At 64.2% G+C, this 12,721-nt stretch carries 13 protein-coding genes; 3 read left to right on the top strand and 10 right to left on the bottom strand.

Going from position 1 to position 12,721, the window contains the following annotated elements; all coding sequences use genetic code 11:
- The 6 genes from ACOOE1_RS14500 to ACOOE1_RS14525 all read right to left on the bottom strand — a co-directional run bounded on the left by ACOOE1_RS14500 (position 1) and on the right by ACOOE1_RS14525 (position 5,120).
- Positions 1-1,338: an adenylate/guanylate cyclase domain-containing protein gene (locus ACOOE1_RS14500; RefSeq protein ID WP_420402911.1), complete on the bottom strand. Its 1,338-nt coding sequence runs from the start codon at positions 1,336-1,338 to the stop codon at positions 1-3.
- Between the two features lie 11 nt (positions 1,339-1,349).
- The gene (locus ACOOE1_RS14505) at positions 1,350-2,129 is read right to left on the bottom strand and encodes a class I SAM-dependent methyltransferase (protein ID WP_420402912.1); all 780 of its coding nucleotides are present in this window, start codon (positions 2,127-2,129) and stop codon (positions 1,350-1,352) included.
- A gap of 85 nt (positions 2,130-2,214) precedes the next feature.
- The gene (locus ACOOE1_RS14510) at positions 2,215-3,048 is read right to left on the bottom strand and encodes an MBL fold metallo-hydrolase (protein WP_420402913.1); all 834 of its coding nucleotides are present in this window, start codon (positions 3,046-3,048) and stop codon (positions 2,215-2,217) included.
- A gap of 122 nt (positions 3,049-3,170) precedes the next feature.
- Complete coding sequence (locus tag ACOOE1_RS14515; RefSeq protein ID WP_420402914.1) at positions 3,171-3,860, bottom strand: response regulator transcription factor; 690 nt, start codon at positions 3,858-3,860, stop codon at positions 3,171-3,173.
- A gap of 69 nt (positions 3,861-3,929) precedes the next feature.
- Positions 3,930-4,235: a DUF427 domain-containing protein gene (locus ACOOE1_RS14520; RefSeq protein ID WP_420402915.1), complete on the bottom strand. Its 306-nt coding sequence runs from the start codon at positions 4,233-4,235 to the stop codon at positions 3,930-3,932.
- A 15-nt stretch (positions 4,236-4,250) separates the two neighbouring features.
- Complete coding sequence (locus ACOOE1_RS14525) at positions 4,251-5,120, bottom strand: alpha/beta hydrolase (RefSeq protein WP_420402916.1); 870 nt, start codon at positions 5,118-5,120, stop codon at positions 4,251-4,253.
- Between the two features lie 101 nt (positions 5,121-5,221).
- Here ACOOE1_RS14525 and ribA point away from each other — a divergent pair, with 101 nt between their 5' ends.
- The 3 genes from ribA (at position 5,222) to ACOOE1_RS14540 (ending at position 7,897) form a co-directional block, all read left to right on the top strand.
- Entirely contained in the window at positions 5,222-6,379 is a 1,158-nt protein-coding gene (gene ribA / locus ACOOE1_RS14530; RefSeq protein WP_420402917.1) for a GTP cyclohydrolase II, read from the top strand.
- Between the two features lie 90 nt (positions 6,380-6,469).
- Positions 6,470-7,342 (top strand): hypothetical protein, encoded by an 873-nt coding sequence (locus tag ACOOE1_RS14535; RefSeq protein WP_420402918.1) that lies wholly within the window; start codon positions 6,470-6,472, stop codon positions 7,340-7,342.
- Between the two features lie 33 nt (positions 7,343-7,375).
- Positions 7,376-7,897 carry a L,D-transpeptidase family protein gene (locus tag ACOOE1_RS14540; RefSeq protein WP_420402919.1) on the top strand — a complete coding sequence of 174 codons (522 nt, stop codon included), beginning with the start codon at positions 7,376-7,378 and terminating at the stop codon, positions 7,895-7,897.
- Here ACOOE1_RS14540 and ACOOE1_RS14545 read toward each other — a convergent pair.
- Genes ACOOE1_RS14545 through ACOOE1_RS14560 form a run of 4 tightly spaced genes read right to left on the bottom strand, consistent with a single transcriptional unit; the run spans position 7,894 to position 12,584 of the window.
- Positions 7,894-8,610, bottom strand: a complete 717-nt coding sequence (locus ACOOE1_RS14545) for a YggS family pyridoxal phosphate-dependent enzyme (RefSeq protein WP_420402920.1) — start codon at positions 8,608-8,610, stop codon at positions 7,894-7,896. The two genes, ACOOE1_RS14540 and ACOOE1_RS14545, sit on opposite strands and share 4 nt — an antisense overlap.
- Positions 8,600-10,510: a tetratricopeptide repeat-containing sulfotransferase family protein gene (locus ACOOE1_RS14550; protein WP_420402921.1), complete on the bottom strand. Its 1,911-nt coding sequence runs from the start codon at positions 10,508-10,510 to the stop codon at positions 8,600-8,602. The genes ACOOE1_RS14545 and ACOOE1_RS14550 overlap by 11 nt, the downstream gene beginning before the upstream one ends.
- 21 nt (positions 10,511-10,531) lie before the next feature.
- Positions 10,532-11,377, bottom strand: a complete 846-nt coding sequence (locus ACOOE1_RS14555) for a sulfotransferase domain-containing protein (protein ID WP_420402922.1) — start codon at positions 11,375-11,377, stop codon at positions 10,532-10,534.
- A 19-nt stretch (positions 11,378-11,396) separates the two neighbouring features.
- Entirely contained in the window at positions 11,397-12,584 is a 1,188-nt protein-coding gene (locus tag ACOOE1_RS14560) for a JmjC domain-containing protein (RefSeq protein WP_420402923.1), read from the bottom strand.
- Positions 12,585-12,721 lie beyond the last annotated feature (137 nt).

A 12,721-nucleotide genomic window follows, 5' to 3' on the forward strand; every position in this document is an offset into this window, starting at 1 on the left:
TCAGTCTTCCCGGATTTCATAGATCTCGATCATGCCTTCGGCGCCCTCGACCGGCCGCTCCCCGATCTCGGCGAGCACCGGCAGGTCCGGTGCCGCCGTGGCCAGTGCCCGTGTCGCGCCGTCGCACAGGGCCCGCACGCCGAGCTCCTTGGTATGTTTCTCGAGCTTCGCCGCCCGGTTCACCGCGTCGCCGATTACCGTGTATTCCAGCCGTTCGCCGTCGCCGACCGCGCCAAAGACGATACGGCCGCTGGCGGCGGCCATGCAGATCCTGAGCGCGCCGGGCGCCAACAGGTCGGGATCCGGCGTCCAGTCCCGGGTTGCGGCGAGCAGCTCGCGGATCGCCCGGAGCGCGTTCGCCGCGTGTGCGACGTCCGGTTCCGCCGCACCGAAGGTCGCCAGCACCCCGTCACCGAGAAACTTGTCGATGCTGCCGTGATGACGCCGCAGCAACGGACCGACCAGCGCCTGATACGCCGCCAGGATGCGGATCACCTGTTGCGGCTCCAGACGTGCGCTCAGGGCGGTGAACCCCCTGATGTCGACATAGAGGATCGTCGCCTCGCGATGCTCTCCGCTTCCGGCGGAGAGCTCGGCCTCCGCGGCGGTGATCTTGCGTGCCACTTCCGGCGCGAAAAAACGGGAAAGATCGCGGGCCGCCGTGCCCTCGGAGACGGCACGGACGAGCAGGCGCCGGCCGCGATGAATCGCCACCGCCAGGATCGCGGTGACCATCAGGATCGAGATCACCTTGTCGAACTCCGCGCCGATCAGGATCGCGTTGGAGGTCAGGTAATCGACATAGTCCCGCGTGATCATCGGATCGCTCGGATCGACGATCATCGCGTAGGCCACCAGAGCGAGCCAGCCGAGCGCCGAGCCGATGCCGGCGAGCAGGACATAGCCGACCTCAAGCCGGAACGAACGGAGCGCGATGAAAATGAACACGTAGAGCACCGTCGGCGCCTTCAGGTAGAACGAGGCCGGCTGCTCGTACTGCAGATGAAAACTCCAGATCGTCACCATCAGCAGCACAATGTCGCCGATCACCGAGAGGGCGAGGAACCAGGGCGGCAGCATCCGCCGGTACGACAGCGCCAACCGCAGGATCGTAAAGGCGAAATAGGCACTGAGAACCCAGGGGATCGGTTCGAAACGAGCGGTTTCGGCGAAGGTCTTCGGCGAGAGCGTGTAGAGAACGGACCAGATCGACACGACGGTCAGCTGGACCCAGCCGATCAGGATCTCGTTCTGCGCTTCCTGGTCGCGGATGGCCGCTTCCACGCGGCTCGGAAGGCGCCCCCGTTCAGGCCCTTCCCATCCCGTCTTCTCCGCCATCGGTGCCCTGCCTAGAGTTTCTCGAGCCAAAGACTGGTCTCCAGCGCCCCGTCGGGGCGCGGCAGCCAGCCCAGATCCGGCGACCGCGGCGTTCCGAGCAGGCGGGTTCGCGCGAAATGACTCGAGAAGAGAGGCGCGAAGCCCTTGCCCGCAAGCAGCGCGGCGACCAGCAGCTGCTCGTTATATGTGCGCCAGGCCCAGGCTTCGGGATAGGGGTCCGGCAACACTATGTCGTGAATATGCACCAGCACGCCCGCCGGCAGGACCGGCAGCAGGTGGTTGAGAACGAGATCGACATCCGATCCCGGCAGCGCCAGGTGACTGGAGTCGAGAAACAGGATGTCGCCGGCCCCGAGCTGCGGCAGCGCTCCCGGATCTACCTGCTGGATCGTCTCATTCAGGAAGCGGACACCGGTGCCCGAGAGGTCCGCGCGCGGCGCCGGGTCGACACAGGTGATCTCGGTCGCGAGAGCGCCGTCGCGCACCGCGCGGGCGAGGAAGCGCGTGCTGTGACCGGATCCTATCTCCAGGATTCGCGTCGGACGGCGTTCGCGGACGAGCACATAGGCAGCAGCCGCGTCGAGCGCCGGAAACCAGTCCTGCCGCCAGCGCGGCTCCGGCGGCGGCGCACTCCCGATTGCCAGAAGCGCCTCCCGGTAGCTCTCGATATCCCGCAGCACGGCAGTGAATACTGGTAGCGCTTCACCCGCGAAGCGCTCCTCGATCCATGCGTATCGACTACCCCGGTCCGGCACATCTGCCGCATAGCGGTAGGGCATAAAATAACCCATTGGTTTTATGCCAAGAATTGTGCTGAGGCCCAGACGCATTCGGCGCCAGGTATGACCCCGTGACGGGTGATTGAATCGAGTCATATCAAGGCGTAATCGTCAGGCCCTCATGGGCCGCAACCGTACCGGGACGACGTTCCTCGGCCTGGCGCACTATGTCGTCCATGACCTCGTCGGTGTGGCTCGGATCGTGGTGAAACAGGACCAGCTTTTCGACCCCGGCCGCATCTGCAAGCCGGATCCCTTCCTGCCAGGTGGAATGTCCCCAGCCGACGAATTTGGGAAACTCCTCGTCGGTATAGCAGGCGTCGTAGATCATCACGTCCGCGCCTTCGACAAGTTCGAGAATGTTCCGGTCGGGCTTGCCGGGCTTGTGCTCGGTATCGGTCACATAGCAGATCGACTTTCCGCCAAAGTCGAAGCGGTATCCGATGGCCCCCTGGGGATGGTTCAACATCGCGGTACGCACGGATATCCCCGACCCGAAGTCGAGCACGTCACCCGGAGCGAAATTATTGAAAGCGAGCTTCGACTGGAAAACCTCGAGCGGCACCGGAAAGAGCGGCGAGGACATGAGCCGGGCGATGACGTCCCGCATGTCCTGATTTCCGGAGAGATGACCGGACCAGACCCTGAACACGTTCCCCTTCTTGAAGGCGGAAGTAAAGAACGGCAGCCCGCCGATATGGTCGAGATGGGAGTGCGTGAAGAGCAGATCGGCATCCACCGCACCGGCCTTGTCGAGGGCAAGGCCGAGATTGCGCAGCCCGGTGCCGGCATCGAGAATGAACAGGCGGCCGCCGCAGCGCACTTCCAGACAGGCCGTATTACCGCCATAGCGCACGAAGTCCGGCCCCGGGCAGGCGAGGCTTCCGCGTGCCCCCCAGATCCGGACATAAAACTCGGCTCCCGGCGACAAGTTCGATCCCCCACCAACTTTCGGGTCAAATTGCCCGTTCTTTCGGTGCCGCAAGTCTGCATGACCCACGCGGAAGTGAAAAGATCAAATCGGGACAAGCGCCTAAATGGTGAATGCGGCGCTCAGGGCACCAGCCTGTAGCCGCCCGGATCGGTCACCAGGATCTGCGCGTTCGAGGGATCGGTCTCGATCTTCTGACGCAGTCTGTAGACATGGGTCTCCAGCGTGTGCGTGGTCACGCCGGCATTGTAGCCCCAGACCTCGTTCAGCAGCGTCTCGCGCTTCACCATGCGCCCGCCGGTCCGGTAGAGATATTTGAGGATCGCGGTTTCCTTCTCCGTCAGGCGCACCTTCTTGTTCCTGGCTTCGTCGATCAGCAGCTTGGCGCTCGGACGGAAGCTGTAGGGACCGATGGTGAAGACCGCGTCGTCGCTCTGCTCGTGCTGGCGCAGATGCGCCCGCATGCGGGCAAGCAGGACCGCGATCTTGAACGGCTTGGTGACATAGTCGTTGGCACCGGCATCGAGCCCGAGGATGGTATCGGCGTCGCCATCCTGCGCCGTCAGCATGACGACCGGGGATTTCACGCCGTGACGCCGGATCAGCCGGCAGACATCGCGTCCGTCCATGTCCGGCAAGCCGACATCGAGCAGGATCAGATCGAAATGGGCCGACTTGACGGTTTCCAGCGCTTCCGCTCCGCTTGCCACCGCCTGGACTGCGAATTCCTCGTGCAGTTCCAGTTGCTCAGCCAGCGTGATCCGAAGCGCTTCGTCGTCTTCGACCAGCAGGACTTTTTTACCGTTCACCATCACCCGCCACGACCCGTTACATGTATAGAGTTCCACACTTAAGAAGAAAGAGCTCCGAATACCAGAGTCTTAAACCGGCTCTACAACGACCTCCTTCCAGAAACTGACGAAATTCTTGAGCCTTGACGCCTTCCGTGTCGGGCGCGGATAGACCCAGGCGGCATTCTCGACGACGCGCCCCCCGGCATGCAGGTCATAATAGACCGCTTCCCCGCGCCAGGGACATTGCGTGCGCATTCCGCTCTCCCGCAGCAGCGCCAGATCGACCGAATCCGGCGGAAAATAGACGCTTCCTTCGATCGTCAGTGTATCGCGTTCCGCCGCCCGCGCGATCTCGATATCGCCGATACGGGCGACCAGAACCTGATCGAACATGTCCCCCGCCCCCTCTCAGAAAGCCGGCGCCAGGATCAGCCGGAGCATCGCCTGGCACAGAGGATGGTGCGGGTCGCCGAAGGCCTCAAGCGCGGTAAAATGATCGCGATCAGGCAGATCGACGAGTTCAACCGGCTGCCGCTTCGCCCGCAGCGCTTCGGCAAGCTCGTCACGCTGACGGAGATATTCCGGCCCTTCCAGGGCGCCGACCGTGAGCAGGTGCGGCGGCAACCTGAGACCCTCGGCGGCAGCGGCGCGAACCCGTTCAATCGGGGACAATGCCGACGCCTCCTCTTGCGAGAGCGAGAGAACGTCGTTCAGGTAACAAAGCCGGATCGGCTCCAGGTCGTGCAGCCCGCTTACCGAGCATATGCCCTTGAGCACGCCGGCCGGCATTCCAGACGGACCGCCCATGAAGGCCGAGAGGTGCCCGCCGGCCGAATGGCCCGCGAGGTAGAGCCGGGACGGGTTGCCGCCGAAACCGGATGCATTCTCCGAGACCCAGCCAATCGCCGCCCGGACATCCTCCGTGATGTCGGCGACCGAGACCTCCGGGCAGAGCCGATAGCCGACGGAAACGAACGTGATGTCCGCCGCGACGAAGGTCGGGACCAGGAAATGCGCGATCGACTTGTCACGCATGTGCCAGTAGCCGCCATGGACGAAGATCAGCACGGGCGCGTCGCGCTTGCCCGCTGGGAAGACATCAACGCGCTGACGCGGGTGCACGCCGTAGGCGATGTCGAGATCGGCCGAGAACTGGCGGCGGACCTCGGCCCCTCTTGTCTCCCAGGGCGCCGAAATTTCCGCACTGTTCCCGACTTTCCTGCGATTGTCGTACTCCCGGTCGAGGGCCGCGCGGTCATAGGTTTTGAAAAGCGTCATCGCCGTATCCATCTTCGCCAGGTTGAGACGAAACACTGCTTTAGGCACGGCACCGGTTCAAGGAGCTTGACCTTGGGCCCGTGCGGAAGATGATGCGGCACATGGAAAACTCTCAGTTCAGGAACGGCGGCGGCACGGCTGCATCCCCCTCGACCCAGACCTCCGTCGACCGGGCGATCTCGGAGCTGCGCCGGGGCGGCCTGGTGCTGGTGCACGGTTCGGCCGACGACAGCGTGTTGCTCGTGCTCGCCGCCGAAATGGCAAACCAGATTGCTCTGGCGACCATGGTCCGTCTGGCAGGCAGTCTGCCATCCGTGATCGTGCCGCGAAACCGGGCACGCGACATCACCGGCAACGAGGCGATCCCGCCCTATTCGAGCATGGCCCTGCCGCGCGGCGTCGACGCGGCGCTGGTCCGCCAGATCGCTGATCCGCTGTTCGAGCCGGAAAAGCTCGGCGCCCTCGGCCGCGCACTGACCGTCGTCCCGGTGCGCGCCGGACGTCTCGGGCCCGCGGTGGTCCAGCTCGCCAAGTGGGCGCGCCTGCTGCCCTCCGTCGTCGTCGCCCGTGTCACCGACATCAAGGCCGCGGAGGCCGCCCGCTGGGCCCACGCGCAGGGTCTGCTCTCGCTCGGTGTGTCCGATGTCGAGGGTTATGTCGAGGCAAGCGCGCGCAGGCTCAGCCGTGTCGCGTCCGCGCGCGTGCCTCTGGCGGCCGCGGAAAATGCCCGGATCGTCGCTTTCCGCCCCGCCGACGGCGGCGAGGAACATCTTGCGATCATCATAGGCGAGCCCGACCTCGACGCCCCGGTCCTCGTCCGCCTCCATTCCGAATGCCTGACTGGCGACCTACTAGGCAGCCTGCGTTGCGATTGCGGCGACCAGCTCCGGGGCGCGTTGAAGGAGATCGGTGCCCAAGGCTCCGGGATCCTGCTCTATCTCGCCCAGGAAGGCCGCGATATCGGACTTATCAACAAGTTGCGCGCCTATCAGTTGCAGGACCTCGGCAGCGACACCGTGGACGCCAACGAGCAGCTCGGCTTCGAGGCCGACGAACGGGTCTATCTGAGCGCGGCCGAAATGCTGCATCAGCTCGGCGTCCGCTCGGTGCGGCTGATGACCAACAATCCGGAAAAGATTGCCCAGCTCAAGCGGTGCGGCGTCGACGTCGTGGAACGGGTGGCGCATATCTTTCCCTCCAATGCCCACAACGAGGGGTATCTGAAGACCAAAGCCGCACGGACAGGCCATCTGTTCTGAATGACTTGCGGGGCCCATGCATCAGCCCGGCCCGACGACAACATACTGGTATGGCGCTTGCATCCCAGCAGGGCAAAAGGAGCCTTTGCAATGGATGTCACTCAATCGGCGGCACAACCTGCCTGGTGGTCCCAGTCCTTTCAGTCCGGTGAACGCGACGTGAAACAGGATGACCGCGACCGATCCTCCGCAAGCGCGGAGACCACGGCCGGCGACCATGGATGGGGAGAAGACGGTTTCGGATTCGATGATTTCATCGATATCGTCAATCCGTTGCAGCATTTGCCCTTCATCTCGACGCTCTACCGCGAACTCACCGGCGACGGCATCGCGCCGGCGGCCCGGATGGCCGGCGGGACCCTGTACGGCGGCCCGGCCGGCATGGTCGCAAGCGTCGCGAACGTCTTTGTCGAGGCCGAGGCCGGTGCCGACATCGGCGGCACCGTAATCGCCCGGCTGAGCGGCGACCAGACGCCCACACCCGCAGCAGCCGAGCCGGAACTCGCCCTCCCCTCCGGCACCCAGCTTGCCGAAGCGCCTGCCGGCGCCGTAGAACAGGCGGCGGCAACCGGCCTTGATGAACTTCCCTCGCCGCAGGCGCTCGCCGCCTACGCGCAGGCGAGCGCTCTCGGCATGCCGGGACGATCGAACGGACCCGTGGACTGGAGCAGCGGGGTCGTCACGCCGAAACAGGAGTCCGGACCCTCGCTGCAGAGCGTGACCGGCCGCGGGCTCGATGCCCTGATCCGTGAGAGCCAGGCGAAGACGGCGACACGCAAGCGCGGACCCTCGCTGCCGTCCCTGACCGAACCGGGCCTGAAGAACCGTTCGGCGGGCCGGGTTGAGACCGCCTCCTCCGGTCAGCTGAGCCCGCCCGCGAACCGCGGCGGCCTGGCCGATTGGATGATGAAAGCACTCGACAAGTATGAAACCATGAAGGCTCCGGGCCAGCAAACGGGCTAGCCACGTTTCCGCCGGTTCTGACGGAGAGGCTTTTTGGATCTTGTTCTCAAGGCGGGCGACGCCGGCACCTATCACCTCGACATGAACGGCGCGCTGCTGCGGTGCGCGATCGGCAAAGGCGGCGTCCGCGCCGACAAACGCGAAGGCGACGGCGCGACGCCGGTCGGACGTTTTCCGCTTCGCCGCACCTTCTACCGGAAAGACCGCCTGGCGCCGCCACTTGGCAGCAAGACGCCGATCGAAATCACTGCGGACCTGGGCTGGAGCGACGACCCGGCCGATGCCGCCAACTACAACCGCCTCGTCACCCTGCCTTACGCGGGATCGCACGAGCGGCTAATGCGCGAGGATGCGGTCTACGACGTGGTGGTGGAGCTCGGTTACAACGACGACCCGCCGGTTCCGGGCCGCGGCAGCGCGATCTTCATGCACGTCGCCCGACCGGATTATTCCGGTACCGAAGGCTGCGTCGCCCTTGCTCTGCCCGACCTGCTGAGCGTTCTGCAGCAGTGCGGCGGAGAGGGCACGATTGTCGTCCCGCCGGACCTCGCCTAGCCTGCAGGCTTCTGCCGTTCGCCGAAAATCGCCGTGCCGACCCGCACATGGGTGGCACCGAACTCGATGGCCGTCTCATAGTCGCCGCTCATGCCCATGCTGAGCTTTTTCAGCCCGTGACGGCGAGCGATTTCACGCAGGAGCGCGAAATGAAGCGCCGGCTCCTCGTCCACCGGCGGAATGCACATGAGGCCCGTGATGTTGAGGCCGTGCGCGCCGCGGCAGGTCTCGATGAAAGCGTCGGCCTCCGACGGCAGCACACCGGCCTTCTGTTCTTCCTCGCCGGTATTCACCTGGATGAAGCATTCGAGACGGCGCCCCTGTTTCTCCATCTCGGCGGCGAGTACGCGGGCGAGTTTCGGGCGGTCCACCGTCTCGATCACGTCGAACAGCGCCACCGCATCGGCCGCCTTGTTGGTCTGCAACGGCCCGATCAGGTGCAGGGCGACGTCCCGATATTTCTGCTTCAGCGCCGGCCATTTGCCCTGCGCTTCCTGGATCCGGTTCTCGCCGAAGACGCGCTGCCCCTCCACGAGCGCCGCCTCGACCCGTTCGACCGGCTGCACCTTGCCGACGGCGACCAGAGTCACCTCCCCCGCGGCGCGGCCCGCGGCCTTCGCCGCCGCTCCGATCTGCGCACGAACAGTCTGAAGATTGCCCGCCACATTCACGTCGGCATCCTTCTCGCGAAGCTCCATCGTCTCAATCCCCATACCCGAAGCGTTCGATTTCCGCGTGCAGCTCTTCGGCCGCCGCTTTCAGTTTCGGACCATATCTCTGCCAGCGCGCCACGGCATGGCCGTAGAGCGGCTGGGTCACCTGCGCATAGCTCGGTGTCGCGATATGGCCCCGGCTGCGGGCATGCTCGTGAAAAGCCAGCATCCGCTCGTCCCATCCAAGCCCGAGAAAGTGCAGTACCGGTTCGGCCGAGCCCCTGAGATCGCGCGTCATGTCCTCGTATCTTACCGTGACCACCGCCGGATCGAGGAGATCGACATAGCGCTCCCAGAGCGAGAATACCTCGCGGTAGAAGCGAATCGTGTCCTCCAGCGAACAGAATACCGCCATGGAATGGTTGAGGCTGAAATTCTGCATCAGACAGCTGAGACAGACATCGCAGGGGTGGCGCAGCGCGAGAATGAAGCGCGCGCGCGGAAACAGGCGCTTGACGAGGCCCGCATGCACGATGTTCAGCGGCATCTTGTCGATATAGACCGCGCCTTCCGACGGCACCATGAAGCGCGCGCGCTCGGCGAAATAGGCCGACCGGAGTTCGGAAAGCGCCTGCTCCGGCAGGGCCTCCAGTGCGCTTGGATACACGCCCTCCGCCCGCAACCGCAGTGCCAGATCGGTGATCAGGGGCCGCTCTTCGAGAACTTCCACATTCGGGTGGGCATCGAGCACCTGGTCCAGCAATGTGGTGCCGGACCGCGGAAAGCCGACAAGAAACGTCGGGTCCGGCTCACCCGGAGCGGGCACCGCCATCTCCTTCGCCCAGGCCGGCGCTTTGGAGAACGCCGCCTTCAGCTCCGCGATTTCCGAAAAGGCGCGGGCGGGATCGAGTTCGCCGCCACGGAACTCCTCGAACTGTGCGCGGTTCGCCGCCTCGAACCATTTCAAGGCCTCTTCGTACGTTCCGAGCGCATCGAGAGTCTGCGCCAGCTCGAAGCCGAGCCGGAAGGTATGAGGGCCCTGGTCAGCTCCGTCCAATGCCGGTTCGAGCAGCGATTTCGCGGCCTCGAGACGCTTCAGCCTTCTGAGCGCGCGTCCACGGAGAGCGGTCATATACTGGTCGTGCGGCGCCAGGAAACAACCGTTGCGGGCGACCCGCAGCGCCTCTTCCAGAGCCGACTGCCGGTCGAGCAGTTCGGCCAGCAGCCTGAGCGAGGCGCCTTGGCCCGGATCCGCCGCCACGGCGCGCCTGGCCATCCATACGGCGCGGGTCAGGTCGCCGCTCTCGCGGCAGAATTGCGCCAGCGCGCGAAGCACCCGGGGATCTCCGGTATCCCGGCGCAAGAGTTCGTCGAAGCGCTCTCTCGCGGCATCGCTCCGGCCCATCGCGAGATAGATGCTGGCAAGATTGCTGCGGATCTCTATGCCGCCGTCCCGCCGAGCGGCCCGCTCGAGCATCTGCGCTGCGCGCGGCAGGTTCCACTGATTGCGATAGATAACCGCCAGATTGTTCAGCACGGCCGGATCCTCACCCTGTGCCAATGCGGATTCGAGCGCGGGCGCCGCCTCGTCGTAGCGCCCGAGTTCCAGCAAAACGGTGCCGTAGAGTTTCTGAACCTGCGGATTGTCGAGAAGCCCGGCGGCGATCGGAGCCAGAAGTTCTGCAGCGGCGGCGGCATCGCCGCGATGGAACCGCACCTGCGCCAGATTCACCGCCACCTGGAGTTCCGTCGCCGGCGCCAGATCACGGGCCTTTTCCAGAAGCGTCTCGGCGCGGTCGAAATGGCCGCCCGAGGCCTCCAGCATCCCGATCGCGTAGAACGGCCGCCAGTCACGGCCGGCCTTGCGCAAGATACGGTTATATCTTTCGCGCGCGTCCCTCCAGCGTCCGCCCGAGGCGAGGCGCCGGATCGGCTCGATATCGTAGGAAGCAGCAGCCATTCAAGCCCCGATGCCGCCGGATCAGACGCGCGGTGTTCCGGACTTGGAGATGTATCCAAGTTCCAGAAGCAGGTCGTAATGACGTTCGGTAAGGCGCTTCACGTGATCCTCGCTCAGGACCTGCCGGTAGCCGCCGATGCCGCCGGCGCGAAAGAATTTCTGCGACTGGTGCACCCGCTCGCGGAAACCGGTCTGCTTTTCCTGACCCGAAACCACGGAAAAGCTGCTGTTCCGGATCGCCCGCTTCAATCGCTCCGGATCCTTCGGCACGCCGAGATAGCGCATGAACGCGCCAAATGCCTTGGTCGGACTCTTCGCCATCGCCTCGTATTTCAGGGTCAGGGGGTTGAAATTCTCCACCGCGTGCCAGCTCCGGTAGTGATCGGTCCAGGTCCCGAGCACCTGGAACACGGCGGCTTTTGTCGTCCGGGTCGTCTGAAGGTACGAGGTCATGGCCTCCACCGCGTCATCCAGCGAAAGCCGGTAATGATCGGCATAGGATACCGTCACGTCGTAGACGTTGCGCACGACATACACGGCACCGGCGGTATGCTCGAGATGAATGAGCGGCCGGCCCTCGTGCATCATCAGCGCGTTGTGCGTCTTCACGATCGCGGTTTCCGACTGGGATGCCCAGGACCTCTGCAACGGTTCGCGAAGCGCGTGAATATCCGCATCGCTCAGTTGAGCGAGCGGCTTACCGGAAATCTGTTCGTAGAGCGGCCCCATCATGTCGCCGTACCGGACGACACCGAGATCGTTGATCGAGACCGGCTCCGAGCTGTTCCGGAACAGATTCTCGATGAAGATCCGGAGCCAGGTGTTGCCCGATTTTGGAAAGGAGGCGAGCCAGAGAATGCCGCTCATCGTGCTGTTTCCGACCCGGTCATCCGCGCAAGCGCCAAATTACCCCGTGTTTGACGAGCGCGCCGAGCAGGGCTTCGAAATGCGGAACCCGGTCCGGGAATGCGGCGCGAAGATCGGATAGCCAGACCTCCTCCGAGCCAACGATCTTCTCGACGAGAGCGTAATCCTCTTTCGCGATGTCGAGGCTGAACCCTTCGCCGGTGAGGCTCGCCGCCTGACCTCTGCGCGCCAGTTTCACCGGGCGCCGCGTGACCATGAAATAGATGTCCGGGGTACGGTCTGGCAGATTGTGGCGCACCACCTTGTCCGCCACCTGCGCCATGAGATAGCCCCGGATATGCTGGTGGAAGTCCGGCCGGGCCATGTGTTCTGCGACCTTCTTGCCGAGCTCCGTAAGGTAAGTGGCTAGATCGTCTCCGTCATCAAAATGTGGGATTCGCTTCCGGAAGAACTCGTCCTGATGCAGGTAAGGGGTCAGCATATTGAGTGAGGAATGGCCGTCCGTGTAAGTGGCGCCGAAGGACAGGTGCAGTGACGCTGTATCCGTCGTCATCGCATCGTGATAGAGCCCGCGCGGGAGATACAGCACGTCGCCCGGGCGCATCACGATCTGCTGCATGATCTCGCCCTTCTGCTGATTGTGCTGCTCGCGGGAGAAATCGCCCGGACGGATCCGCGGTACATCGATCGCTTCGTTGACGCGGCCACGATAGATGTTCCAGGTCTTTTCGCCTTCGATCTGGATCGCGAAGACACACATCGTATCGAAATGGGAGTGATAGGCCTGCACGCTTTTCCAGGAGCAATAGGCGTTGCATGACGCATGCGTGCCGGTCAGCCGCTCGATGAAGCGCGTGGCGTCCTGGATCGACGGGTGGATCCCCTCGACGAAATCGAGCACCAGGCTGGCGCCCTTCGACATCAGGAAACGGACGCGTTCCGGATCCGGGACAAGCACGTTCGCTCCCCTGCGGTCGCGGCCGGGCTGGCAATACTGCTCGGATGGCAACACGTTCCCGTCGACCGCCATCTCCATGAAGCCCGCATGCCACAGCTTCGAACGGTTGATCAGGTCGTTCATCTGCTCCCAGCTGAAGAGCGAGTCGATCGGATCGAAAGCCCCCTGCTCGAAGTAATAGGCCTTGTCCCAATAGTCGCTCAGAAACTGGTCGCGGGTGATTTTCTTGAAGAAATTCTCGAACTGCACGCTCTCGTCCCCTCATTCCGATCCGTACCGGATGTGTATATCAGGGGCAGGGGCAGTTCCAAAGCGCCTGTCGGCAATCCGGTGCTACCGCACAAAAGAAAGGGGCCGCACGAGGCAGCCCCTTCCCGAAGTCCGTA

The organism is Nisaea sp. (assembly GCF_965216895.1).
Taxonomy (GTDB): Bacteria; Pseudomonadota; Alphaproteobacteria; order Thalassobaculales; family Thalassobaculaceae; genus Nisaea.